General features: G+C 53.6%; 21 protein-coding genes, 2 tRNA genes and 1 rRNA gene. All 24 read left to right on the top strand.

Features of this window, described 5'->3' with window-relative positions:
- The first annotated feature begins 44 nt into the window (after positions 1 to 44).
- Positions 45 to 3572: a transcription-repair coupling factor gene (mfd, locus tag BJU60_RS13840; protein ID WP_070329380.1), complete on the top strand. Its 3528-nt coding sequence runs from the start codon at positions 45 to 47 to the stop codon at positions 3570 to 3572.
- Positions 3556 to 5103, top strand: a complete 1548-nt coding sequence (locus tag BJU60_RS13835; protein WP_070329379.1) for a polysaccharide biosynthesis protein — start codon at positions 3556 to 3558, stop codon at positions 5101 to 5103. The genes mfd and BJU60_RS13835 overlap by 17 nt, the downstream gene beginning before the upstream one ends.
- Before the next feature lies 1 nt (position 5104).
- The gene (gene mazG / locus BJU60_RS13830; RefSeq protein ID WP_070329378.1) at positions 5105 to 6520 is read left to right on the top strand and encodes a nucleoside triphosphate pyrophosphohydrolase; all 1416 of its coding nucleotides are present in this window, start codon (positions 5105 to 5107) and stop codon (positions 6518 to 6520) included.
- On the top strand, positions 6517 to 6789 hold the full coding sequence (locus BJU60_RS13825; protein ID WP_070329377.1) for an RNA-binding S4 domain-containing protein: 273 nt from the start codon (positions 6517 to 6519) through the stop codon (positions 6787 to 6789). Before mazG ends, BJU60_RS13825 begins: the two co-directional genes overlap by 4 nt.
- A 45-nt stretch (positions 6790 to 6834) precedes the next feature.
- Positions 6835 to 7209, top strand: coding sequence for an FtsB family cell division protein (locus tag BJU60_RS13820; RefSeq protein WP_070329376.1), 375 nt, complete (start codon positions 6835 to 6837; stop codon positions 7207 to 7209).
- A gap of 75 nt (positions 7210 to 7284) precedes the next feature.
- Positions 7285 to 7839 (top strand): S1 domain-containing RNA-binding protein, encoded by a 555-nt coding sequence (locus BJU60_RS13815; RefSeq protein WP_070329375.1) that lies wholly within the window; start codon positions 7285 to 7287, stop codon positions 7837 to 7839.
- A 199-nt stretch (positions 7840 to 8038) separates the two neighbouring features.
- A complete protein-coding gene (locus BJU60_RS13810) occupies positions 8039 to 10441 on the top strand; it encodes a YhgE/Pip domain-containing protein (protein ID WP_070329374.1) in 2403 nt (800 codons plus the stop codon).
- A gap of 143 nt (positions 10442 to 10584) precedes the next feature.
- Positions 10585 to 10661, top strand: a tRNA-Met gene (locus BJU60_RS13805).
- Between the two features lie 9 nt (positions 10662 to 10670).
- Positions 10671 to 10742 (top strand) — tRNA-Glu (locus BJU60_RS13800).
- A gap of 69 nt (positions 10743 to 10811) precedes the next feature.
- A complete protein-coding gene (tilS, locus tag BJU60_RS13795; protein ID WP_070329373.1) occupies positions 10812 to 12047 on the top strand; it encodes a tRNA lysidine(34) synthetase TilS in 1236 nt (411 codons plus the stop codon).
- Between the two features lie 35 nt (positions 12048 to 12082).
- Positions 12083 to 12628, top strand: a complete 546-nt coding sequence (gene hpt, locus BJU60_RS13790; RefSeq protein WP_016509617.1) for a hypoxanthine phosphoribosyltransferase — start codon at positions 12083 to 12085, stop codon at positions 12626 to 12628.
- 106 nt (positions 12629 to 12734) lie between these two features.
- On the top strand, positions 12735 to 14762 hold the full coding sequence (ftsH, locus tag BJU60_RS13785; RefSeq protein WP_070329372.1) for an ATP-dependent zinc metalloprotease FtsH: 2028 nt from the start codon (positions 12735 to 12737) through the stop codon (positions 14760 to 14762).
- A 94-nt stretch (positions 14763 to 14856) separates the two neighbouring features.
- The gene (locus BJU60_RS13780; RefSeq protein ID WP_070329371.1) at positions 14857 to 15621 is read left to right on the top strand and encodes a type III pantothenate kinase; all 765 of its coding nucleotides are present in this window, start codon (positions 14857 to 14859) and stop codon (positions 15619 to 15621) included.
- A gap of 21 nt (positions 15622 to 15642) precedes the next feature.
- Positions 15643 to 16569: an Hsp33 family molecular chaperone HslO gene (gene hslO, locus BJU60_RS13775; protein ID WP_070329370.1), complete on the top strand. Its 927-nt coding sequence runs from the start codon at positions 15643 to 15645 to the stop codon at positions 16567 to 16569.
- Between the two features lie 86 nt (positions 16570 to 16655).
- The gene (gene cysK / locus BJU60_RS13770) at positions 16656 to 17609 is read left to right on the top strand and encodes a cysteine synthase A (RefSeq protein ID WP_070329369.1); all 954 of its coding nucleotides are present in this window, start codon (positions 16656 to 16658) and stop codon (positions 17607 to 17609) included.
- Between the two features lie 93 nt (positions 17610 to 17702).
- Positions 17703 to 19082 carry an anthranilate synthase component I family protein gene (locus BJU60_RS13765; RefSeq protein WP_302050629.1) on the top strand — a complete coding sequence of 460 codons (1380 nt, stop codon included), beginning with the start codon at positions 17703 to 17705 and terminating at the stop codon, positions 19080 to 19082.
- Complete coding sequence (pabA, locus tag BJU60_RS13760; RefSeq protein WP_070329368.1) at positions 19079 to 19663, top strand: aminodeoxychorismate/anthranilate synthase component II; 585 nt, start codon at positions 19079 to 19081, stop codon at positions 19661 to 19663. Before BJU60_RS13765 ends, pabA begins: the two co-directional genes overlap by 4 nt.
- Positions 19647 to 20480, top strand: coding sequence for an aminotransferase class IV (locus BJU60_RS13755; RefSeq protein ID WP_070329367.1), 834 nt, complete (start codon positions 19647 to 19649; stop codon positions 20478 to 20480). The genes pabA and BJU60_RS13755 overlap by 17 nt, the downstream gene beginning before the upstream one ends.
- On the top strand, positions 20477 to 21262 hold the full coding sequence (gene folP / locus BJU60_RS13750; protein WP_070329366.1) for a dihydropteroate synthase: 786 nt from the start codon (positions 20477 to 20479) through the stop codon (positions 21260 to 21262). Before BJU60_RS13755 ends, folP begins: the two co-directional genes overlap by 4 nt.
- Positions 21255 to 21620 carry a dihydroneopterin aldolase gene (gene folB, locus BJU60_RS13745; RefSeq protein ID WP_070329365.1) on the top strand — a complete coding sequence of 122 codons (366 nt, stop codon included), beginning with the start codon at positions 21255 to 21257 and terminating at the stop codon, positions 21618 to 21620. The genes folP and folB overlap by 8 nt, the downstream gene beginning before the upstream one ends.
- Positions 21617 to 22120: a 2-amino-4-hydroxy-6-hydroxymethyldihydropteridine diphosphokinase gene (gene folK, locus BJU60_RS13740; RefSeq protein WP_070329364.1), complete on the top strand. Its 504-nt coding sequence runs from the start codon at positions 21617 to 21619 to the stop codon at positions 22118 to 22120. The genes folB and folK overlap by 4 nt, the downstream gene beginning before the upstream one ends.
- Before the next feature lie 22 nt (positions 22121 to 22142).
- Positions 22143 to 23138, top strand: coding sequence for a tRNA dihydrouridine synthase DusB (gene dusB, locus BJU60_RS13735; protein WP_070329363.1), 996 nt, complete (start codon positions 22143 to 22145; stop codon positions 23136 to 23138).
- Between the two features lie 148 nt (positions 23139 to 23286).
- On the top strand, positions 23287 to 24777 hold the full coding sequence (lysS, locus tag BJU60_RS13730) for a lysine--tRNA ligase (protein ID WP_070329362.1): 1491 nt from the start codon (positions 23287 to 23289) through the stop codon (positions 24775 to 24777).
- A gap of 321 nt (positions 24778 to 25098) precedes the next feature.
- Positions 25099 to 25248: ribosomal RNA gene (locus tag BJU60_RS13725) — 16S ribosomal RNA — on the top strand; the annotation flags it as partial.

Below are 25248 nucleotides of genomic sequence, written 5' to 3'. Positions count from 1 at the left end.
GGGTCACAGCACCCTTTTTTGTCGTATAAGGTGGAGGAAAACAAATGAACGCTTTAGAGAGATTTATGGTGACACTGCCGGAGACGAACGTGATTCGAGACCGGTTGCCTAAAGTCGACCGTCAACTCGTCACGGGGTTGACGACAAGTGCCAAAGCGCTCGTTTTGGCCGGTTTGGCGAAACAGTCGACACGCCGTCTCGTTGTCGTCACCCATAACATGTACCAAGCCCAAAAGATGTTCGACCAGCTTGAGCCGCTTGTCGGACCGAGCAAGACGTTGCTCTATCCGATTGACGAGACGCTCGCCGGTGAACTGTCGCTCACATCCAGTCCCGAGCTCCTCGCCGCGCGAATCGAAGCCAGAACACGTCTCCTGACCGAAGAGGGAGGCGTCCTTGTCGTCCCGCTCGGTGGCTTGCGTCGTTTCGTGCCGAGTCCGACCGATTGGCTGGCGAGTCATCGGACGATCAAACCAGGGCAAGAGCTTGATTTAAAGCCGTTTGCCTCAACACTGATTGAACTTGGTTACGAGCGGACGGCCACGGTGACGGCACCGGGTGAGTTTTCGGTCCGCGGCAGCATTCTTGACGTCTATCCGCTCACGGAAGCGAGACCGTATCGAATTGATTTGTTCGACACGGAAGTCGATTCCGTCTTCACGTTCGATGCGGAGACGCAACGGTCGTTAGGTGTCGTTTCGGAAGCGGTCATCACGCCGGCGACCGAGTTCGTCGCATCGGTCGAACAGTTGAAGAAAGCCGGACAAGCGCTCGAACGGCAATACGACCGGACGCTCGAGCTGATTGAAACCGAGACGATTCGACAAGCGCTTGAATCAGGTATCGCCCGCGACATCGAGCAGTTCGGGCGCGGTGATGTACCGGAGAAGCTCGGGAAGTACACGCCGCTACTTTATACGTCGACGCTGCTTGACTATGTGGGTGCTGATTCGGTCCTCATGTTGGACGAAGTGGCACGTATCGAGGACGCGGCGGACGTGCAAGACCGTGAAGAGGCCGAATGGTTCTCGTCACTGATCGAACGCGGGGAGTCGGTCAGCAACTATACCCTCGCCGTGCCGATGCACAAAGTGTTCCGAAGCTTGAAACAAGTTGCGTTCTCGCTGCTGCCATCACGGCGTTCGGGGATCCCGGAGACGAATACGGTCCATCTCAGTTGCCGCCCGCTCCCTGCCTTCCACGGACAGATGCACTTGTTGAAGCAAGAGGTCGAGCGGTGGCAACAAAGTGATCACCGGATCGTTTTCCTCGCCGGGGATCAAATGCGGGCAGACAAAGTCGTGGCGCTCCTTGAAGACTACGGTATCCCGTCCACGTTCACGAATGTTGACGGGGAGCTGTTGCCACGCCATGTCCACGTCATGATCGGACAGGTCGAAGGCGGGTTCGAGTTATCGACGAGCCGCCTCGTCGTCGTCTCGGAAACGGAGCTGTTCAAGCGGGTCACGAAACGGAAACGGCAGACGAAGAATTTGACGAACGCCGAACGAATCAAGAGTTATCAAGAGCTGAAGCCGAATGATCATGTCGTTCATATCCATCACGGGATCGGGAAATACTTAGGGATCAAAACAATCGAAGTCGGCGGGATCCATCAAGATTACCTCCATCTCGTGTACGCCGGGGATGACGCGCTTTACGTGCCGGTCGATCAAATCGACCTCGTCCAAAAGTACGTCGGGGCCGAAGGGAAAGAGCCGAAGATTTATAAACTCGGTGGGACGGAATGGAAGAAGGTCAAATCAAAAGTCGCCAAGTCGGTCGAAGACATTGCCGACGAGTTGATCAAACTTTATGCGGCCCGAGAGGCATCGGTCGGCTTCGCCTTCCCGGCGGACGATGACGAGATGAGCCAGTTCGAATCGACCTTCCCGTACGCCGAGACGGAAGACCAAGTTCGATCGATTGCCGAGATCAAGACAGATATGGAACGGTCACGCCCGATGGATCGCCTGCTTTGCGGCGACGTCGGATATGGCAAGACCGAAGTCGCGATCCGGGCGGCGTTCAAGTCGGTGCTCGCGGGCAAACAAGTCGCGTTCCTCGTTCCGACAACGGTGCTCGCGCAGCAACATTATGAGACGATGCTCGAACGGTTCAGTGAATTCCCGATCAACGTCTCGGTCATGAGCCGTTTCCGTTCGAAGAGTGAGCTGGCGGCGACGAAAAAAGGACTGAAAGAGGGAACGATCGACGTCGTCGTCGGGACGCACCGCGTGCTGTCGAAAGACGTGACGTTCGCCGATCTCGGCCTCGTCATCATCGATGAAGAACAGCGGTTCGGGGTCAAGCATAAAGAGCGCCTGAAACAGCTGAAGACGAACATCGACGTCTTGACGCTGACGGCGACACCGATTCCGCGGACGCTTCATATGTCGATGATCGGAATCCGTGATTTATCTGTCCTCGAGACACCGCCGGAGAACCGTTATCCGGTTCAGACGTACGTCATGGAATACGACGGCATCGTGTTGCGAGAAGCGCTCGAGCGCGAGCTCGCCCGTGGCGGCCAAGCGTTCTTCTTATATAACCGAGTCGAAGGGATCGAGCGGAAAGCCGAAGAGATTCGGGCGCTGTTGCCGGATGCCCGTATCGCGACGGCGCACGGCCGGATGACCGAGACCGAGCTTGAAAGTCAGCTCATCAGTTTTCTTGAAGGAGAAGCCGACGTCCTCGTCTCGACGACGATTATCGAGACCGGCATCGACATCCCGAACGTGAACACGCTCATCGTGCACGACGCCGATAAGATGGGGCTGTCGCAGCTGTATCAGCTCCGAGGACGCGTCGGCCGATCGAACCGGATCGCGTATGCGTACTTCACGTATCGGAAAGACAAGCGGTTGACCGAAGTTGCGGAGAGCCGCCTCCAAGCGATCAAAGAGTTCACCGAGCTCGGCAGCGGGTTTAAGATCGCGATGCGTGACTTATCGATTCGCGGGGCCGGCAACCTGCTCGGTGCCCAACAGTCCGGGTTCATCGACTCGGTCGGGTTCGATCTGTATTCACAGATGTTGTCAGAAGCGATCGAAGAGCGGAAAGACCGCATGCGCGGTCAAGTGAAACAAGTCGTCTTCAAACCGGAAGTCACGTTCCAAGCGGATGCCTACATTCCGGACGATTACTTGTCGGACAGCGAACTGAAGATCGAGATGTATAAGCGGTTCAAATATGTCGATACACCAGAAGCACTGTTCGCGCTTCAAGACGAGTTGATCGAACGGTTCGGAGAATTCCCGGAACCGGTCGCGTTGCTCATCCAACTGACGCGTCTGCGCATTTACGGGGAGCTGGCGAAAGTGACACGGATCAAACAGTCACCAGAGCGGATCGACATCGTGTTATCGATGGAATCGACGACGGCACTCGATGTGCCGTCGTTCATGGAATGGACGATGCCGCTCGGACGAAAACTCGGAGTCGGGCAAGACAACGGGGCGCTCAAGCTGTCACTCAGCGGACGTATGCCAGTTGTCGAGCTGTTGAACGATGCCGACACGGTCCTTGAGGAACTCGTGAAGCGGTTGGTGGTCCATGCGGACGCCAAGTAAGTTTGCGACAGGTGTCGTCTTATTTGCGCTCGCAGGATACATTTCAAAATTTATTAGTTTTGCCTATCGGGTCCCGTATCAGAACATTGCCGGTGATTTTGGGTTATACGCTTACCAGACGGTATATCCGTTTGCGGCGATCGTCGCCTCGCTCGGAATTTACGCGATGCCGGTCGTGATTGCCAAAATCGGGGTTGGGGCACAAGGTCCAAGACAGAAGTTAGAAGTCCTGTGGGGCAGTTTTTATGCGCTCCTCGGCCTCGCTGTCGGCCTCGTGGTCGCGATGTTCGCGCTTGCGCCTGTCATCGCGCGCTTGCTCGGTGACCCCGAACTGGCGACGACGCTCCGGGTCATCAGTCTCAGCTACTTGTTGATGCCTGCGCTTGCGGTACTGCGCGGGTCATTTCAATCAATTGATGACTTGCGACCGAGTGCGCTGTCGCAAGTGCTTGAAAACTTGATTCGGGTCGCGGTGTTGCTCGTCTCACTGCTCGTCGGTGTCCACTTTGGGCGTGACGCATATGAACTCAGTCGCTATGCCTATGCGGCGACGTTAGTCGGTGGGAGTGTCGCCGTCGTCGTCTTGTCGATTTGGGCGAAAGGGTTCCGAATCGTCGCGGTCCGTGCCACAACACTGCGCGCCGTACTGCGTGTTCTCTTGACGAGCGGGCTTGCGGTCGGATTTGCGTCGCTCGGTATTCTTTGGATGCAACTCGTCGATTCATTCACGATTGTCAATTTGATGGGCGGCGATTATTCGGCCAAAGTGAGTAAAGGCGTGTTCGACCGTGGCTATCCGCTCGTGCAGTTTGCGATTCTCTTCACCACGGCACTCGGGATGGCGAACGTGCCGAACTTAGTCCGCCATTACCGGGCCGGGCGACTCACGGCGACGGCAACGGGCCTCAGTTCGATGATTCGAGTGACGACCACGGTCGCTGCGGCTGCAACGATCGGACTGATGGGCGTCATGTGGCCTTTGAACGTCGCGTTGTTTGAAAATGCTGACGGTACAAGAGCGCTTGTATTGTTATCGACGAGTACGTTCGCGGCCTCGCTCGCGGTCGCGAGTATGACGTGCCTTCAAGCTATCGACAAAGAGCGGACGGCCGCCTTTGGTATGCTGTTTGCCATGATTGTAAAGTTTGCGATCAATTTGCTGCTCGTTCCACGTTATGGGATTGACGGGGCGGCAGTCGGTACATCGCTCGCATTTTTAGCGATGGCGGCCTTTAATTTTAATCGGCTCGACCAGAACATTCCGCTCGGTACGTTTCGGTTGCACCATTACGGACTGCTCTTAAAGACCGTCCTACCTATGGGGATCGTCTTGATCGGTTTGAACGCGTTAGCGTCTGAGTCACTATATAACCGCGTCAACGCACTCGGTTGGCTCGGTTTGATGGTGTTGTGCGGCGGCGCTTTGTACGTCTGGCGAGCGGTCAGGGAACAGGTGCTGACGATCGAAGAATGGGAGATGATTCCGTTTGGAAATCGACTCATCAATTTGATTGATAAAAAGGAGACCTAATATGAGTTATGGAATTACCGTCGTCGGACTCGGCTCCGGCGAACTCGAGCAACTTCCGCTCGGGGTATATCGTCATTTGAAACAGCAACCGCTCGTTTGGTTGCGCACGAAAGAACATCCGGTCGTCAAAGAGCTCGAGGCGGAAGGGGTTCATTTTGAATCGTTTGACCACATTTACGAATCAAACGATACGTTTGAGGCCGTCTATAAACAAATCGTTGAGACGTTGCTCGACAAGAGCGACGAACTGGCGATCACATATGCGGTCCCGGGCCATCCGTTCGTCGCCGAGCGGACGGTCGAACTGCTCGTCGAACAAGGGGCGGACGTGACGTTCCTCGGCGGACAGAGCTTTTTGGACGCCATGTTTCAGGCGCTCCAGATTGATCCGATCAATGGATTTCAACTGCTCGATGCGACCGCACTCGACGTTGAATGGCTCCAAGTCACACAGCACGTGTTAATCGGTCAAGTGTACGACGGGTTTGTGGCCGGGGATGTGAAAGTACAATTGATGGAACGTTATCCGGACGAGCATCTTGTCAAGCTCGTCACGGCGGCCGGAACGAAACGAGAGCGAATTTCCGAAGTTCCGCTCTACGAGATGGATCGAGTCGCTGAAGTCGACAATTTGACGACGCTCTATGTCCCGCCACTCACTGACGAGACGCACCTCGCGCGGGAGTTTGCGACGTTGACAGACATCATCGCGACACTCCGCGGTCCGAACGGCTGCCCGTGGGACCGAAAACAGACGCACGCATCACTGCGGAAATATTTACTCGAAGAGGCGTATGAGTTAATCGAGGCGATCGACGAAGAGGACGATGATGCGATGATCGAAGAACTCGGAGACGTATTGCTCCAAGTCATGCTTCATGCGCAAATCGGGGCCGACGAAGGGTACTTTGACATTCGTGACGTAATCGGCGCGATCAGTACGAAAATGGTCCGTCGCCATCCGCACGTCTTCGGTGACGTGACGGTCGCAGACGCCGACGACGTGGTTTCGAACTGGAATGCGATTAAGCAAGACGAAAAAGGGGAAAATAAACATTCGCAGCTCGATGGTGTGCTCATGACCCAACCGGGGTTAATGCGTGCTGAGCAACTCCAAAAGAAAGCGGCTCAAGTCGGGTTCGAGTGGGATGACGTAACCAGAGCGTTCGAGAAGCTCGAAGAAGAGTTACAAGAGTGGCGAGACCGTCCCGAAGACGAACAAGAACTAGGGGACGTACTGTTCTCAGTCGTCAACGTAGCCCGTTATTTCGGATTGAACGCGGAACAAGCACTTGAACGGACCAATCAAAAATTCAAGAGACGATTTGAATATATCGAAGCGAACGGATCGCTCAGCGACATGACGCTCGAACAGATGGATCGGCTTTGGGATGAAGCGAAGGAGAAGGGATTATGAGACTAGATAAATTTTTGAAAGTGTCGCGCTTGATCAAACGACGGACGTTAGCGAAGGAAGTGGCCGATCAAGGCCGTATCCGCTTGAATGGCCAAGTCGCCAAGGCCAGTACGGACGTCAAGGCCGGTGATGAGCTCCAAATCCGATTCGGGAATAAGCTGGTGACGGTCATTATCGATTCAATTGCCGAGCATGCCCGGAAAGAGGATGCGAAAGAAATGTACCGGTTGATCAAAGAAGAAAAGGTGAACAGTGGTACGGAAGCATAAAAAAAAGGTATACTGAACATAATAGGTCAAGAGGAAGGTGATTCGATGAATGGACGTAACCCGATGGAACGCAAACAGCGGATTCGGGCTCTCGACGAACGGAGAGAACAGCTGGAAAAAGAACAGAGCCGGCGACGTATCCATCTTCGACGCCGCCTAGCCGTGGCCTCACTTGTCTTTTTGTTGTTGATTGTCTTCATCGGTCAGAGCTATTTCTCAAAGGTCGGATATGTAACGGATCAAGAGCTAAAGCAAGACGAGGCTCGTGTCGAGCTTCGTGAAACGAAGGAAGAACAAGCGGAGCTAAAAGAGCAGGTTGAACGTTTACAAGACGAAGAATACATCGCCAATCTTGCACGCAACGAGCTGTTGTTCTCGAAAGATGGCGAGATTATTTTTTACTTCTCACCAGAGGAATAAGTAGGTTCGTTGACCGTTGACGAATCGACTCGTATAATTGTAGGGAATCATTCAAAAAAAGGAGTACATTATTTTATGTCAATTGAAGTAGGAAGCAAGGTACAAGGTAAGGTTACAGGGATTACGCATTTCGGAGCGTTCGTAGAGCTCCCTAATGGAAAAACGGGTTTGGTGCACATCAGTGAAGTGGCAGATTCTTATGTCAAAGACATCAATGAAGTCCTAACGGTCGGTCAAGAAGTCACAGTCAAAATCTTGAACATCGAAAGTGATGGCAAAATCGGGTTGTCTATCAAAAAAACTGTCGATCGTCCTGTTAGCGAACGCCCAGAACGTCCAGCCGGCGAACGCTTCTCACGGGGCCCTAGTTCAGGCGGCCCTGGTCAAGGTGGCCCACGCCCGGGCGGTCCACGTCCAGGTGGTCCTGGTCAAGGCCCACGCGGCGGCGGTGGCCCACGCGGTGGCGGCGGTCCCCGTGGCGGTGGCGGCGCGCGTCGTGAAGTACGTCGTGAGCCAGAAACGTTTGATACGTTGATGACCAAGTTCTTGAAAGATAGCGACGAACGCCTTACAACGTTGAAGCGTCAAACTGATTCAAAACGCGGTGGACGTGGAGCCAAGCGCGGGTAACCCTTCGTAAACCATCAGCTTCTACTCGTAACGATAACGCCACGGACACCGGTCCGTGGCTTTTTTTCATGGCGCGACAATTGTCGGCGCTTTTTTTGTTATGAAAAATAACTAAAAAAGGTTGCAATTTTTCGACGGAGCGAGCACAATAGGGAACATGAAAAATAGTTATGTTTTATAAGTAAAGGTGGAGAAACAAATGAACGGATGGAAGTTATGGAAAGCAGAATGGCAGAGCATCGGTAAAAATCCGCGGGTATGGATTCCGATTCTCGCGGTCGCGCTCGTGCCGCTCATGTATGCGGGCATGTTCTTATGGGCATTTTGGGACCCTTACGGCCAAATGAAAGATTTGCCCGTCGCGATCGTCAATGAAGACCAAAGGGCCACGTTTGAAGGGGAGGAACTCGCTGTCGGTGACGAACTCGTCGATAAGTTGACGACCTCGGAAGCGTTCCGATTCGTCGAAGTGTCGAAAGCAGAAGCGGACGCCGGGTTACAAGATCACGCCTTTTACATGGCAATCGAAATCCCGGATGACTTTTCAGAGAAAGCGACGAGCGCGCTGTCCGCTGACCCTGAACAATTAGAACTTCGATACATCGCGAACGAGTCGTATAACTTCCTCGCCGCTCAAATCGGAGGTTCGGCGATGGAACAAGTGAAAGGCGAACTGTCGACTGAAGTGACGAAACAGTATGTCAACGCCATGCGGGACGGATTGAAAACCGTCGCTGACGGATTAGATGAAGCCGCAACCGGTGCGACGGAGCTTGCTGACGGATCAACGGCCGCTAAAGAAGGAGCCGTTAAGCTAGCGGACGGCTCGCAACTGCTCGCTTCAAAACAGCAGGAACTAGCGGACGGCGCAGCCAAGCTCGATGACGGACTCGGTGCGCTTGAGTCTGGGACGGCTGATCTCGTCGACGGGAGCCAGCGTATCCAAACTGGGAGTTCCACGCTGTCAGACGGTGTCCATCGTGTCGACGCCGGGGCCGCCGTGCTAAAAGACGGTACGACTCAGCTCGTCGACGGAACGAGCGCGTTCTCTTCGAAGTTAGGCGAGTTGCATAGCGGGACGCAACAGCTTGACGCTGGGATTCATGAACTCGCAGCCGGACTCGAGGACGCACAGGCCGGAAGCGGCCAACTCGTCAACGGCTCGAGCACACTCGCAGAAGCGCTTGGTGCGGCTAGTGCCGGAAACGAAGCACTTGTAGCGGGAACGGTAGGTGTCACCGCTGGCATTGACCAAATGAAAGCGGAGCTGTTAGGCCAGCAAGAGCAACTGATCGCCAAGTTGTCTGCGCTCGCCGAATCCGGAACGCCCGCAACGCCAGACATGTTGCAAGCGCTCGTCGCCGAGCTGTCTACAGGCATGCAGGCAACGGAAGCGGGATTCACATCGCTTTCAGAGGGCGCGTCTCGTGTCACGGAAGGCCAAACGGCACTCGGGGACGGGTTGGGACAAGCCGAAGCCGGTGCCAATGAACTCGCGGCCGGATTGGTTGCGTTGAATGACGGACAGACTCAGCTCGTCAACGGGGCCGCGGCGCTGAGCGAGGGATCAAGCCAAATCGAGCAAGGTGCCAAAACCGCGATGGATCGTTCGGGTGAACTTGCATCGGCAAGCGTTCAATTGAACGAAGGGGTGGCGACGCTTCATGACGGGACGACGGAACTGGCGTCGGGGAGTGATCAATTGGCTGACGCCACGCTCGCCTTGTCTAAAGGAAGTACGAAACTCGCCAACGGGGTCAAAACGGCCGGTCAAGGAACGGGTACCATCGCTGAAGGGGCATCGCGTCTGGCCGAAGGGGGTCAAGCGCTCGGTTCTGGAAGTTCGGACCTGGCGGAAGGTCTGACTGAACTAGAGTCTGGTAACGGAAAACTTCGTGACGCCTTACTCTCGGGTGCGGAATCGGCTGACGTCGACATCCGCGACGAGAACGTTGAAATGATGGCGGGGCCGATTCAAATCGTGAACGACTCGATTCATCACGTACCGAACTACGGGACAGGATTTGCACCATACTTCATGTCGCTCGGTCTCTTTGTCGGGGCGCTCTTGTTGTCAATCGTCTATCCGCTCTATGATCCGGCTGGCAAACCGAAGCGGAGTTTATCTTGGTTGTTATCGAAATCGGGCGTATTGCTCGTCGTCGGTTTTGTTCAGGCGCTCGTCTTAAACGTGGCGATGATGGCGTTGCTCGGACTCGAGGTCGAGTCACCGCTTCGCTTCTTCGGTTTCAGCTGGCTCGTCAGTATTACGTTCTTATTGATTGTTCAGTTGCTCGTCACGACGCTCGGGAACCCGGGGCGGTTCGTTGCCATCGTCTTATTGATTCTTCAATTGACGACGTCGGCCGGGACGTTCCCGCTTGAATTGATTCCACGTGCCTTGCAGCCGTTCAACGCGTTACTTCCAATGACGTATACGGTGGCCGGCTATAAAGAGATTTTGTCGGCGGACGGGCTCAGTTATTTACAAGGGGCGATTCTATACTTGGCGCTCGTGTCGGTCGGTTGCTTCTTCTTGCTCTGGGGATATTTCCGCATCGCTTGGAAGAAAAAATATCGACCGGCTCCGTCGGAAGCGTGATGCACAATCAACCGAAAATCGTGTATAGTGTATGAAATGGCACTATACACGTTTTTTTGTGAAAAAAGTTTTAAAAAAGAATTGACACGGACGTGGCTACTGGTTATTATAGAAAATGTGCTTAGGACACAACACAATAACATGGCGGTGTAGCTCAGCTGGCTAGAGCGTACGGTTCATACCCGTGAGGTCGTGGGTTCGACTCCCTCCGCCGCTACCATTTTATTTAGGCCCGTTGGTCAAGCGGTTAAGACACCGCCCTTTCACGGCGGTAACACGGGTTCGAATCCCGTACGGGTCACTTACCTAAGCGAAAAGAAGCCATCTCAACTTGAGATGGCTTCTTTTGTTATATCAAGGAGGAGCGACGATGACGAAAGTGCTGGTGGCCGTATCGGGTGGGATGGATTCGATCGTCTTGTTAGACCGCGTCGTGAGAAGCGGTGCTGACGTCGGGGTCGCCCACGTCCATCATGGACTTAGGCCTGAGTCCGATGAAGAGTTCGAGTTCGTGAGACAGTTGGCGAAAGCGTACGGTGTGCCGTTTCACGGGAAGCGTCTTGCGTTTCCGGACGGGGGATCGCAAGCCGTCTATCGGACGGCGCGGTATGCATTTTTTGAAACGGTCATGCGTGAAGACGGGTATACCGAACTGATGACGGCTCATCACGGCGATGACGAGCTCGAAACGGTACTCATCCAGCTTCATCGAAACGTCGTCGAAGTGACGGGGATCCCGGAACGTCGTCCGTTCGCCGGAGGGACAATCGTTCGTCCGTTGCTGACGGAAACAAAACGACAGCTCTTGGCGTACGCGTTAGCGAACGGACTCGTCTGGCGAGAAGACGCGACGAATGAGCAGACGAATTATTTGCGCAACAAGATCAGACACCACATCGTCCCGCAGCTCCTCGATGTTTGGCCGAACGTGGTTCAAGACGTCGGTAGCGCGGCCCGTCGGCAGCGTGAGCTCTGGCATAAGCGCTACGACGACGTCGGGAAGTGGATGGTGCGCCACGTCCGTTATAATATGAAAACGTTTCATGTGAAACTTGAAGACGTGGCCGGTTTGAACGAACCCGAACGATACGTACTCGGCCGACTCTTATCGGCTAGATATGGTGTCGAGATGGGCGAAGCCATCCGTCGTCTCCTCGGTAGTCCAAAAGGAACAGGACGATACGACCTTGAAGGCGGCGCGCGCCTGCAAAAGTATGATGGGGTGATCAGCCTCGTCCCACATACCGATCCAGTGCTGACTGAAGTACCAGGTGACCGAGTGATCTCGAGCCTCCCTGTCCAGACGTCTTTTGGCGACCGCGAGCTCTCACTTGAAGTTATCACAAGCAAGGACGGGATCCCGCTCGAGGCGCTCACGTTCCCGTTGACCGTCCGCTCCGTCCGACCAGGGGATGTGATGAAACTCTCGATCGGGACGAAAAAAGTCGCCCGAATCTTGATCGATGCGAAAATCCGACGTGAAAATCGTCCGTTTGTCCCCTTAGTAGTTGACGCGACAGGGAGGATTGTCGCTATAGTAGGAGTAAGAGTTTCGGATTTTCCGGATAAGTCAGATGCGATTTGCCCACGATTAATGGTAAAATGATGATTGTGTCGGATTAGAAAGAGGAGGATTTCAAGATGTCATTAATGAACGATATGGAAAAGGTGCTTATTTCAAGTGAAGAGATTCAAGTAAAGGTGAAAGAACTCGCGACAACGCTCAGCGAAGAATATAAAGAAGAGTTTCCGCTTCTCGTCTGCGTATTGAAAGGCGCGATGCCGTTCATGTCGGACCTCGTCAAAGAGATGGACATCCATTTAGAGATGGACTTCATGGACGTATCGACGTATCACGGTGGAACGTCATCGACAGGTGAAGTGAAAATCGAGAAAGATTTAAACACGTCTGTAGAAGGACGAGACATCCTGATTGTAGAAGATATCATTGATAGCGGGCTCACGCTCGGCTATCTCGTCGATCTCCTCAAATATCGGAAAGCCAAGTCGGTGAAGATCGTCACGTTGCTCGATAAACCGACGGGTCGCAAGAACGGTCTATCGGCAGACTATAGCGGTTTCGTGATTCCGCACGAGTTTGTCGTCGGCTACGGTCTCGATTACGAAGAGAAATATCGTAACCTTCCTTACGTCGGTGTGCTCAAGCCGAGTGTTTACGGGGGCTAACGTTTTTCTTTTGAAAATGTGACGTGTTAAGATAAAAGAAATACCCCAAAGTATACACATATACTGAATGGGCGAGAACATCGTTTCTCGGAATAGGAGGCAGAGAATGAATCGTGCAGTGAAAAACACCTTAGTGTTCGGTGTGATTTTCCTGGCCTTGATCTTGTTCCTTCAATATTTACAGAACCCGAGTAGCCAGAGCGAAACGCTCTCTTATTCGAAGTTCTTGGAATATGTGGAAGACGATCGGATCGAAACGGCAACCGTACAGGAAATCCCGGGAGCCATCTCAATTACAGGTGACCTTACAGGAGACGAAGACCAGCTTTATGAAACGAATATCCCGGCCAACGAGGCCGAATACGCCGAAGTGCTCTCGCAACTTCGCGCGAATACCGACATTCAAATCGAAGAATCAGAGTCGAGTGGTAGCTGGTTTAGCATCGTATTCGCGATCTTACCGTTCATCATCATCTTCATCTTGTTCTTCTTCTTGCTCAACCAAGCCCAAGGCGGCGGTGGTGGCGGTCGCGTGATGAACTTCGGGAAATCGAAGGCGAAACTCTACGACCAAGAAAAACGTCGTGTAACGTTTGATGACGTTGCCGGGGCGGATGAGGAGAAACAAGAACTCATCGAAGTCGTCGAATTCTTGAAAGACCCTCGCAAATTCTCGAGACTTGGAGCGCGGATTCCGAAAGGTGTCTTGCTCGTCGGTCCTCCGGGAACAGGTAAGACGTTACTCGCTCGTGCAGCTGCGGGAGAAGCCGGTGTACCGTTCTTCTCGATCTCAGGTTCTGACTTCGTCGAAATGTTCGTCGGTGTCGGGGCGTCGCGTGTCCGCGACTTGTTCGAGAACGCGAAAAAGAACGCACCGTGTATCATCTTCATCGATGAGATCGACGCGGTCGGACGCCAGCGTGGTGCCGGTCTTGGTGGTGGCCACGACGAGCGTGAGCAAACGCTCAACCAGCTTCTCGTCGAGATGGATGGATTTAGTGACAACGAAGGAATCATCATGATTGCCGCGACGAACCGTCCGGACATTCTTGACCCGGCCCTTCTTCGTCCAGGTCGATTCGACCGTCAAATCACGGTTGACCGCCCGGATGTTAAAGGCCGTGAAGCAGTACTCAAAGTTCACGCCCGTAACAAACCGCTCGATTCGACAGTTGACTTGAAGTCGATCGCGCAGCGGACGCCTGGATTCTCAGGTGCTGACCTTGAAAACTTGTTGAACGAAGCAGCGCTCGTCGCAGCCCGGTCTGACCGTTCAGCGGTCTCGGTCGTGGATGTCGAGGAAGCGATTGACCGTGTCATCGCTGGTCCTTCTAAGAAGAGCCGCGTCATCTCGGAGAAAGAACGCCAAATCGTCGCCTATCATGAGGCGGGTCATACGATTATCGGGATTGAACTCGAGAACGCAGACGAAGTGCACAAAGTGACAATCGTCCCACGTGGAAATGCTGGCGGATACGTCGTCATGCTTCCGAAAGAAGATCGTTACTTCATGACGAAACCTGAACTCGAAGATAAAATCGTTGGTCTCCTCGGGGGCCGCGTGGCGGAAGACGTCATCTTCGGTGAAGTGTCGACAGGAGCAAGCAATGACTTCCAACGCGCGACTGGTATCGCTCGGAAGATGGTCATGGATTACGGGATGAGCGACAAGCTCGGACCGCTCCAACTTGGATCGAACCATGGAGGACAAGTCTTCTTAGGTCGCGATTTCCAAACGGAACAAAACTACTCGGATGCGATTGCACAAGATATCGACCTCGAGATCCGGGACATCATCAACCGCTGTTACGCGAAAGCGAAACAGATTTTGACTGACCGTAAAGACGATCTCGAGCTCGTCGCGAAGACGTTGCTCGAAGTCGAGACGCTCGATTCGAAGCAGATTCGTCACTTGATCAAGACGCGCGAATATCTTCCGCACGAACCGGAAGAGCCGTCTGAACCATCGAAAGATGATGCAAGCGATGAGGCGAAGAAAGATGAGGCGGCCGTCAAGCACGGGCAAGTCATCGATCAGCCTGGAGTCGTTCAAGAAGCGAAGCCGGACGTTGTCCCTGAAGGCGATAAGCCGGAAGCGACACCGACGGAACGCCCGAATAACGAATCACGGTAAGTGTAAGAGACGAATGCCCTAAATAAGGCATTCGTCTTTTTTCGTGTTATAATTCGAGCGAACTGTAATTGACAACAAAGTGAGGAACCATATCATGATTTTAGTGATCGATGTTGGGAATACAAATATTGTCCTCGGGATGTACGATGGTGAGACGCTCGTCCATCATTGGCGCATCTCGACGGACCGCACGAAAACGACCGACGAGTACGGTATGCTCGTCAAATCGCTGTTTGACCACTCGAACGTCTCGTTTGACCAAATCGACGGCGTCATTTTGTCTTCGGTTGTTCCACCGGTCATCTTCCCGCTCGAACAGATGTCGCAGCGCTACTTCAACGTCCGGCCGATCGTCGTCGGTCCTGGCGTGAAAACAGGTCTCGACATCCACGTCGATAATCCGCGTGAAGTCGGGGCGGACCGCATCGTCAACGCGGTCGCAGGTATTGCCAAGTACGACGGTCCATTGATCATCGTCGACTTCGGTACGGCGACGACGTATTGCTATATCGATGACAAACGCCGTTATCACGGCGGGATCATCTCCCCGGGGATTATGATCTCGGTCGAGGCGCTCTATCAACGGGCTGCGAAATTACCGCGCATCGAGCTCGCGACCCCGCCGACCGTCGTCGGGAAAAATACGATCCAAGCGATGCAATCGGGCACGTATTACGGGTATGTCGCCCAAGTCGACGGCATCGTCAGTCGCGTCAAGCGTGAAGTCGGGGAAGCGACCGTCATCGCGACAGGTGGGCTGGCCCGTTTGATCAGTGAACATGCCGAAACGATTGACGTCGTCGACTCGTTCTTGACGCTCGATGGACTTCGTCTCATCTATGAGCGCAACCAGAAATAAACTTTAAAGGAGTTACTCAATATGATTCAACCAGAACAACAAGCGTTACTTGACCAAATGAAAGACGACTATCTCGTCCGTGCCCTCGGGTTCGGTGGAGAAGTCCGGGCGTTCGCCGTACGGACGACAAAAACGATTTTCGAAACGCAACTTCGTCATCAGACGACACCGGTCGCCTCAGCCGCGCTCGGGCGGACGATGACGATCGGGACGATGATCGGTTCGATGCAAAAAGGAGCTGCACGCGTCACCCTTAAAGTCGAAGGCGATGGACCGATCGGGAAAATCATCGTCGATGCGGACACGGCAGGAGACGTCCGCGGATACGTGTCACATCCGCGTGTCGAAGGCGGAACATTCGTCAACGACCACGGATTGACGAAGTTGAAAGTCGGCGATGTCGTCGGCCGCGGCACGGTCTCGGTCATCAAAGACCTCGGGCTAAAAGACTTCGTTGGCGGTTCGTCCGAAATTCAAACGGGTGAGATCAGTGAAGACTTCACGTACTACTTCGCGACGTCGGAACAAGTGCCTTCAGTCGTCGGAGCTGGTGTGCTCGTGCTTCCAGAAGATGAATCGATTTTAGCTGCCGGCGGGATTATCGTCCAGTTGATGCCGGACGCTTCAGAGCAAACGATTCAAGCGTTAGAAGGCGCATTGAAAACGTTCCCGCCAGTGTCGGTTCTCATCGGAGAAGAGAAGACACCGGAAGAGATGCTGCATATGCTCCTCGGAGATAGCTTAGAAGTACTCGACCACCAAGCGATACAGTTCAACTGTACGTGCAGCCGGGATCGGATGGAAAGTGCGATCATCGGGCTCGGTACCGAAGAGATCCGTCAAATGATCGAAGAAGACGGTGGCGCCGAGGCGGTTTGCCACTTCTGTGGCGAAAAGTATCACTTCTCGGCTGAACAGCTCGAAGTGATGAAACAGCAAGCACGCTGAGGCTGTCGTTCCAAATTGCATATTTTCAATCCGATAGGGTATTATTACAATATCGGAATAGTCGGAATTATGAAGGAGGAAATGAAATGCGTATCGTAGATTCAGTGACAGACTTAATTGGAAAGACTCCGGTCGTGAAGTTGAACGGGCTGACTGGCCCGGATGACGCGACGGTTTACATGAAGTTAGAATATATGAACCCTGGTTCGAGTGTAAAAGACCGGATTGCCTTAGCGATGATCGAGGCCGCTGAGGAAGAAGGCGTCTTAAAGCCGGGTGACACAATCATCGAGCCGACGAGTGGGAACACGGGCATCGGACTCGCGATGGTCAGTTCTGCTAAAGGCTATAAGGCAATTCTCGTCATGCCGGAAACGATGAGTATGGAACGACGCAATCTGCTTCGCGGATACGGTGCCGAGCTGATTTTGACGCCTGGTCCTGAGGGGATGGGCGGAGCGATTCGCCGGGCGACAGAAGAAGCTGAGAAAAACGGCTACTTCCTCCCGCAACAATTCAATAATGCGGCCAACCCGAACGTCCATGAAATGACGACCGGCCCTGAGATCGTCGATGCGTTCGACGCGTCAGGTCTTCAAGTCGATGCGTTCATCGCTGGTGTCGGTACAGGCGGAACGATCACAGGAGCGGGTAAAGTATTGAAAGCCCACTATCCGGACGTGCAAATTTTAGCGGTCGAACCGGTCGACTCTCCAGTCTTATCTGGCGGGAAGCCAGGACCTCATAAAATTCAAGGCATCGGGGCCGGCTTTATCCCGTCGATTTTAGACACTGAGATTTACGAAGGTGTCCTTCAAATCACGACAGAGCAGGCGTTCGAGTACGCGCGTCTCGCGGCTCGGACGAACGGTGTGCTCGGTGGCATCTCGTCAGGTGCAGCCATCGCGGCCGCGGTCGATACGGCGAAGCGCCTTGGGAAAGGCAAAAACGTGCTCGCGATCATCCCGTCAAACGGAGAACGCTACCTTAGCACGCCGCTCTATCAGTTCGACGAAGAATCAGATAGCGTTCGCGCATAACAAACGGCAGTTACCAGAAGACATCTTCTTTCGGTAACTGCCTTTTCTTGTGTACAATTAGAGGCATGAATGAGTGGAACGGGGGGATTTGACGTGAGAACGACAGCGTTCAAAACGATGCGAACGACAAAAGAGAGAATGTATGAGACGTATATGACGTTGACGGAAGCGGGCGAGCGCTATGCGTGGCTCGAGAGCGGGAGGGCTGGACGTTACACGATGGCCGGGATCGAGCCGTTCGGTGCGCTTCACGTGAAAGATGGGACTGGAACGCTCGTCATTTCAGATAAGACCGAGACGTTTTATGGCCAACCGCTCGACATCGTCGAGCAAGTGCGGGCCCGTTACGTTGCCGCAAGACCAGAAGGAGCACCGCCATTCTTCGGTGGGATGATCGGTTATGTCAGTTACGATGTCGCCCGGACACTCGAACGCTTGCCGCTTCAAGCCGAAGATGATCTAGGGACGCCCGACGTCTCGTTCTTGCTGTTTGACGAAGTGGCGGTATTTGACGAAGCGACATCGCTCCTCTATTTGCTGGTCACCGCCGATGAAGAAGTAGAAGCGAAGCTCGAGCGCTGGGCTGCCCTATGGCAGACGGAGACGCATTACACGTTCGGACCGGTCGCGCAAGCGCCACTCGAGCGAGCGCGTTCTCTATCGCAAGGTGAATTCGTCGAAGCTGTGCAGAAAATTCAAGACTACATCGTCGAAGGCGACGTGTTCCAAGTGAATCTGAGCGTCCGCCAATCGGAAGCGTTGCTCGCGGACCCACGCCACGTCTATGACACATTGCGCCAAATGAATCCCTCACCGTATATGGGGTACTTCGTCGACGATTTTTTGACGATGGTGTCGGCCTCGCCAGAACTGTTGATTGAGAAACACGGGACGTCGATCTCGACACGCCCGATCGCCGGGACACGGCCGCGCGGACGGGACGAGGCAGAAGATATGGAACTAGCGCGGACGTTGCTCGACAACGAGAAAGAGCGGGCCGAGCACGTCATGCTCGTTGATTTAGAGCGGAACGACCTCGGGAAAGTGGCCGCTTATGGGACGGTACACGTCGACGAATTGATGGTCATCGAGAAGTACTCACACGTACAGCACATCGTTTCGAACGTGCGCGGCACGATGCGAGACGGTGTGTCCGGGTCAGAGGCGCTCGGGGCGATGTTCCCGGGCGGAACGATTACCGGTGCCCCGAAAATTCGGACGATGGAAATCATCGAGGAACTTGAACCGGTTCGACGTGGGATTTACACGGGTTCGTTCGGCTGGATCAGTTGGGACGACGACCTCGTCTTTAACATCACGATCCGGACGATGGTCGTCAAAGACGGGATGGCCCACGTCCAGGCCGGGGCGGGGATCGTCATCGACTCCGACCCGGTCGCTGAATATGAAGAATCGTTGTCGAAAGCGAAGGCGCTATGGGCCGCGAAAGAAATGACGGAGGCGACGGTATGATTTTACTCATCGATAACTACGACTCATTCACGTACAACTTGGTTCAATACTTTGGTGAGCTCGGAGAGGACTTGATCGTGCGTCGTAATGACGACGTTACGATCGAAGAGATTAAACAGATGGGTCCGAGTTATCTCGTCATCTCGCCAGGTCCGCGGACGCCGAACGAAGCGGGGATCAGCGTCGACGCGATTCGGACGTTTGCTGGGAATATCCCGATTTTCGGGGTGTGTCTCGGTCATCAAGCGATCGGTCAGGCGTTCGGCGGGAAAGTCGTCCATGCGGACCGCCTCATGCACGGGAAGACGTCACCAATCGAACATGACGGCAAGACGTTATTTAAAGATATCCCACAGCAGACGATCGTGACGCGTTATCATTCGCTCGCCGTCGAGCGCACTTCATTGCCGTCCTGCTTAGAAGTGACGGCTGAGACGAGCACGGGAGAGATCATGGCGCTACGCCATAAAGAGTTGCCGATCGAGGGCGTCCAATTCCATCCTGAAGCCATCTTGACGGAACATGGGAAAGACATGATTAAAAACTTTATCGAGGCGTATCGTCATGTGGCTTTGGCATAACGGCGAACTGCGCGGCAGTTCAGAAGTGACGGTGCCGGTTCACGACCACGGTTTTTTGTACGGGATGGGGTTGTTCGAGACGTTCCGGACGTTTGACGGGGTCCCGTTCTTGTTCGACCTCCATTGGGACAGGCTTGAGAAAAGTATGGACGCACTTTGGATCGATCTACCTTATACGAAGCAGGAAATCAGACAGGCGATTCAAGACGTCGTGCGTCAAAACGAGGCGCCGAACGTATATATCCGACTGAACGTCTCCGCCGGTGTCGCTCCGCTCGGTCTGCACGACGGGCGTTACTCACGGCCGAACGTGACGCTGCTCGTCAAACCGTTACCGGAAACGTTCGAACCGACCGAGAAACGGCTTGAGGCACTCCCGTTTCCGAGAAGTCGACCGGAAGCGGCGTTCCGTTTGAAGTCACATCACTATATGAACAACATCCTTGGAAAACGTGCCTTGGTCGACCGGGAAGCGGAAGGTTTGTTCGCGGACGAGGCGGGACGTGTCGTCGAGGGACTCGTCTCAAACATCTTTTGGGTGGAACAGGATGGGCGGCTATGGACGACGCCGCTCGCGACCGGGGCGCTTGCGGGCGTGACCCGGCACTGGCTGATGGAGACATTTGACGTGCTCGAACGTGACGTGACGTTTAAAGAACTCGAGCATGCATCCGAAATTTGGCTCACGAACTCGGTGCAACAAATCGCACCGGTCACCGCTTATGCCGGCCGGACGTATCCGGGCAAGCAGGGGGCTCGATTTACAGCGTGTTGGTCCGAGTTACGACGAGCAATTGAAAGCGAGGGAACAACATGACAAAAATTATGGGCATTTTAAACGTGACGCCAGATTCATTTTCAGACGGTGGACGTTATAACGCAGTCGAGCAAGCGCTCGAACACGCTAAACGGCTCGTTCAGGACGGGGCCGATGCGATCGACGTCGGAGGCGAGTCGACAAGGCCGGGCGCACAGTTCGTCACAGCGGATCAAGAGATCGACCGCGTTGTCCCGGTCATTCGCCGCTTGAAAGAGGAGCTTGACGTCCTGATCTCGATCGATACGTACAAACCTATCGTTGCGCGAGCGGCACTTGAAGCGGGCGCTGACATGATCAATGATGTGTGGGGGTCGAAGTGGGACGATCAATCGATGGCAGAAGTGGCCAAAGAGTTTAACGTCCCGATCATTTTGATGCATAATCGAGACAACCGAAACTATGGACACTTCATCGAAGAAGTCGTCGGCGACATACAAGAATCAATCGCGATCGCCCGTGCCGCCGGTGTTCGTGATGACCAGATTTGGTTAGACCCCGGCATCGGCTTCGCCAAGGACTACAACCAAAACTTAGAGCTCATGAATCGGCTCGACGTCATCACGAATCTCGGGTTCCCCGTTCTGCTCGGGACGTCACGTAAGTCGTTCATCGGCCAGACACTTGATTTACCTACCGAGGAGCGGGTCGAAGGGACGGTCGCGACGACATGTCTCGGGATTGTGAAGGGGTGCGCCTGGGTACGGGTGCATGATGTGTTAGAGAACAAACGGGCGTCACGGATGATGGATGCGATGTTAGGAGGCGGACAAGTTGGATAAGATGTTTGTGAACGGGATGCGTTTTTACGGTTACCACGGTGTATTTGAAGAAGAGAACCGGCTCGGTCAGCGATTTAATATTGATTTGATGTGTGAGTTAGACCTGGCCCCTGCCGGCCAGTCCGATAATTTGGAAGACGGCGTCAGCTATGCCGGACTCTATCAACTGACAGAAGACATCGTCACAGGCGAGGCGGTCAACTTACTCGAAGCACTCGGTGAACGGATCACGACGGCCGTGCTCGCCCACAGTGACAAGATTCAAAGTGTGACGGTCAAGGTCATCAAACCGGATCCACCGATTCCGGGCCATTACGATTCGGTCGCGATCGAGATGACGCGGAGGCGTAACGGATGATGTATGTGGCGCTTGGTTCGAATATCGGTGAACGGGAGCGTTATTTGTTCGGTGCCCTTCAAGAGATGGAGGCGGCCGGTCTTCATGTGACGAAGCAATCGAATGTATACGAGACGGCACCGGTCGGCTATACAGATCAACCATCGTTTTATAACATGGTCGTCGAAGTCGAGACATCGCTAGGGGCGGACGATGCGCTCGTTCGTCTCCAACAGGTTGAGCGCGGTCTTGGGAGAGAGCGTCTGTTTAAGAACGGGCCGCGTACGATCGACCTTGACATCTTGCTCTATAACGGCGAATATATACAATCGAAGCACTTAACTGTTCCGCATCCGCGAATGCATGAACGTGCTTTTGTCCTTGCCCCGCTCGCGGAGATTGCTCCGACGCTCGAGGTTAATGGGAAGACGGTACGACAATTATGCGATGCCTTGCCGGAATCGGAGCGGCGCGACGTCGTACGTCTACAGTCGTTAACGTCATTAGTCGGTTCTGTTTAACGCTATTGAAGGAAGTGAAGCAATGTCAGGGTTCAAAATTGGTAACGTTGATATAAAAAATCGGGCGGTCCTCGCCCCGATGGCCGGAGTGACGAACTCGGCATTTCGTTTGATTGCGAAGGAATTCGGTGCCGGACTCGTTTGTGCGGAGATGGTCAGCGACAAAGGGATTTTATTTGAAAACGCGAGAACGCTGCGCATGTTGTACGTCGATGAGCGCGAAAAGCCGCTCAGCCTGCAAATTTTTGGCGGTTCGAAAGACACGCTCGTGAAAGCGGCGCAATACGTGGATCAAAACACGAACGCCGATATCATCGACATCAACATGGGGTGCCCGGTCCCGAAAGTCACGAAATGTGAAGCGGGTGCCAAGTGGCTCCTCGATCCGGATAAGGTTTATGAGATGGTGAACGCCGTATCGAAGGCGGTGGACAAACCAGTGACCGTCAAGATGCGCACCGGCTGGGACAGTCAGCACATCTACCTCCTAGATAACGTCAGAGCGGCCGAATCCGGTGGCGCGGCGGCGATCGCGATTCACGGACGGACGCGGTCCCAATTGTATGAAGGAACAGCCAACTGGGAGCTTATTGGTGAGGCGAAGAAAATTGCCGGCATCCCGATTATCGGGAACGGTGATATTACGACGCCGCAACAAGCGAAGCATGCCCTCGACCATTACGGTGTCGATGCGGTCATGATCGGGCGGGCTGCCCTCGGAAATCCATGGATGCTCTATCAGACGGTGCAGTACCTCGAGACGGGTGAACTTCCGGCCGAGCCGGAGGCACGCGAGAAAATTGACATTTGCATGCTGCATCTCGATCGTTTGATCGACTTGAAAGGCGAGGTGGCGGCGGTTCGTGAAATGCGTCAACACGTGGCCTGGTACTTGAAAGGTCTCAAAGGGAACGGGCCGGTCCGTAAGCAAGTCTTCGAGTTGGAATCACGGGATGCCGTCGGGAGTGTGCTCTACGATTTCGTCGGACAGATCGAGAACGCGCCACAAGAAGTGTGAACTAGTGTAAAAAAGTGATTTATGGTAAGCTTGTTTGGCGAAAAAGTGATACGCAAAGAGCGAACAGCTTAGGCTGTGCTGTTGGCCGTGAGGTCGACAGCTTTTTGTTAGGACCAAACCCAATATGTATAGAGGAGTGAATGGAGTAGTGAGTCACGAGTTGGAAATGAACGACCAAATGCAGGTTCGATTTGAAAAGATGACTGAGATGCGCGCGCAAGGGCTCGACCCGTTCGGACATCGGTTCGAACGTTCAGCCCATGCCGGTGAATTACATGAGCAATATGAAGCGATTGAGAAAGAGGCGCTCGCTGAGCAAGACGTAGAAGTCACGCTCGCGGGACGGATTATGACGAAACGTGGAAAAGGGAAGGTCTTCTTCGCCCACATCCAAGACGTCACGGGACAGGTTCAAATTTACGTCCGTAAAAATGACGTAGGGGATGAGGCGTTTGATTTGTTCAAATCATCTGACCTCGGTGATATTGTCGGCGTGAAAGGTAAGCTGTTCAAAACGAATGTTGGCGAGTTATCGATTCACGTCGAGACGTTTGAACTTTTGACGAAAGCGCTCCGTCCGCTTCCAGACAAATATCATGGCTTAAAAGATGTCGAACAACGTTATCGTCAACGTTATCTCGATTTGATCACGAACAATGATTCGCGCCAAACATTCATTTTGCGTAGCCGAATCATTTCAGAGATCCGTAACTTCTTGAACCATCGCGGTTACTTAGAAGTTGAGACACCGATGCTCCATACGATTGCAGGCGGAGCAGCTGCCCGTCCGTTCTTGACGCACCATAACGCCCTCGATATGGAACTTTATATGCGCATCGCGATCGAGCTTCACTTGAAGCGCCTCATCGTCGGTGGCCTTGAGCGTGTTTATGAGATTGGCCGTGTCTTCCGTAACGAAGGGATCTCGACACGACACAACCCAGAGTTCACAATGATCGAGCTCTATGAAGCGTACGCTGATTACAACGACATCATGGATTTGACAGAAGAACTCGTTGCGCACGTTGCTAAAGAAGTACTCGGTACGACAGACGTGAAGTATGGAGAAGATACGATCCATCTTGGTGTCGGTTGGAAGCGGGCCCATATGGTCGACTTGGTTAAAGAAGAGATGGGTGTCGACTTCTGGCAGCAGATGTCTGATGAACAGGCACGTGAACTTGCGAAAGAGCACGGAGTAGAAGTCCAAGACCATATGACGTTCGGTCATATCGTCAACGAGTTCTTCGAACAAAAAATCGAAGAGACGTTGCTTCAACCTACGTTCGTCACGGGACATCCGGTCGAAGTGTCGCCGCTTGCGAAGAAGAACGATCAAGACCCGCGCTTCACAGATCGCTTCGAGCTGTTCATCGTTCGTCGTGAACACGCGAACGCGTTCACAGAGTTGAACGATCCAATCGATCAACGTGAGCGCTTCGAAGCCCAACTACTTGAAAAAGAAGCTGGGAACGATGAGGCCCATGAACTTGATAACGACTTCCTAGAAGCGCTCGAGTACGGGATGCCGCCAACAGGTGGTCTCGGAATCGGGATTGACCGTCTTGTCATGTTGCTCACAGACGCACCATCGATTCGCGACGTATTGCTCTTCCCGACAATGCGTCACCAACAGTAACAAGTTACGACCTCTCACCATTGCGGTGAGAGGTTTTTGGTTTCTACAGCCAAGCTATAACGTGGCAGGAAACTTTTTCAGAAAAACTTTTACCGAAACTATTGCATTCTATTTGAGGATGGGTTAAAGTAATAAACGTTGCCGCTGATGGCAGCGGAAAAGAATTAAAAAAGTGGTTGACAACTGTGTCGATGACTTGTAATATTGTAAGAGTCGTTAAGAGCGACAGACGAACTTTGAAAACTGAACGATGAGGCAAAAAAAGTTTTACAAGTTTTGATTGAAGCGCAAGCTTCGTCATTTTCAAGAGCTATATCAAATTCTTTGGAGAGTTTGATCCTGGCTCAGGACGAACGCTGGCGGCGTGCCTAATACATGCAAGTCGAGCGCAGGAAATCGACGGAACCCTTCGGGGGGAAGTCGACGGAATGAGCGGCGGACGGGTGAGTAACACGTAAAGAACCTGCCCTC

Source organism: Exiguobacterium aurantiacum (genome assembly GCF_001766415.1).
GTDB lineage: Bacteria > Bacillota > Bacilli > Exiguobacteriales > Exiguobacteriaceae > Exiguobacterium > Exiguobacterium aurantiacum_A.
The sequence above is the reverse complement of the archived record's forward strand: the minus strand, read 5'-3'. Positions and strand labels throughout refer to the sequence as shown.

Bases quoted from the DNA above. Each gene is read 5' to 3' on its own strand.
- mfd (WP_070329380.1), top strand. From the start codon at position 45: ATGAACGCTTTAGAGAGATTTATGGTGACACTGCCGGAGACGAACGTG.
- BJU60_RS13835 (WP_070329379.1), top strand. From the start codon at position 3,556: ATGCGGACGCCAAGTAAGTTTGCGACAGGTGTCGTCTTATTTGCGCTC.
- mazG (WP_070329378.1), top strand. From the start codon at position 5,105: ATGAGTTATGGAATTACCGTCGTCGGACTCGGCTCCGGCGAACTCGAG.
- BJU60_RS13825 (WP_070329377.1), top strand. From the start codon at position 6,517: ATGAGACTAGATAAATTTTTGAAAGTGTCGCGCTTGATCAAACGACGG.
- BJU60_RS13820 (WP_070329376.1), top strand. From the start codon at position 6,835: ATGAATGGACGTAACCCGATGGAACGCAAACAGCGGATTCGGGCTCTC.
- BJU60_RS13815 (WP_070329375.1), top strand. From the start codon at position 7,285: ATGTCAATTGAAGTAGGAAGCAAGGTACAAGGTAAGGTTACAGGGATT.
- BJU60_RS13810 (WP_070329374.1), top strand. From the start codon at position 8,039: ATGAACGGATGGAAGTTATGGAAAGCAGAATGGCAGAGCATCGGTAAA.
- tilS (WP_070329373.1), top strand. From the start codon at position 10,812: ATGACGAAAGTGCTGGTGGCCGTATCGGGTGGGATGGATTCGATCGTC.
- hpt (WP_016509617.1), top strand. From the start codon at position 12,083: ATGTCATTAATGAACGATATGGAAAAGGTGCTTATTTCAAGTGAAGAG.
- ftsH (WP_070329372.1), top strand. From the start codon at position 12,735: ATGAATCGTGCAGTGAAAAACACCTTAGTGTTCGGTGTGATTTTCCTG.
- BJU60_RS13780 (WP_070329371.1), top strand. From the start codon at position 14,857: ATGATTTTAGTGATCGATGTTGGGAATACAAATATTGTCCTCGGGATG.
- hslO (WP_070329370.1), top strand. From the start codon at position 15,643: ATGATTCAACCAGAACAACAAGCGTTACTTGACCAAATGAAAGACGAC.
- cysK (WP_070329369.1), top strand. From the start codon at position 16,656: ATGCGTATCGTAGATTCAGTGACAGACTTAATTGGAAAGACTCCGGTC.
- pabA (WP_070329368.1), top strand. From the start codon at position 19,079: ATGATTTTACTCATCGATAACTACGACTCATTCACGTACAACTTGGTT.
- BJU60_RS13755 (WP_070329367.1), top strand. From the start codon at position 19,647: ATGTGGCTTTGGCATAACGGCGAACTGCGCGGCAGTTCAGAAGTGACG.
- folP (WP_070329366.1), top strand. From the start codon at position 20,477: ATGACAAAAATTATGGGCATTTTAAACGTGACGCCAGATTCATTTTCA.
- folK (WP_070329364.1), top strand. From the start codon at position 21,617: ATGATGTATGTGGCGCTTGGTTCGAATATCGGTGAACGGGAGCGTTAT.
- dusB (WP_070329363.1), top strand. From the start codon at position 22,143: ATGTCAGGGTTCAAAATTGGTAACGTTGATATAAAAAATCGGGCGGTC.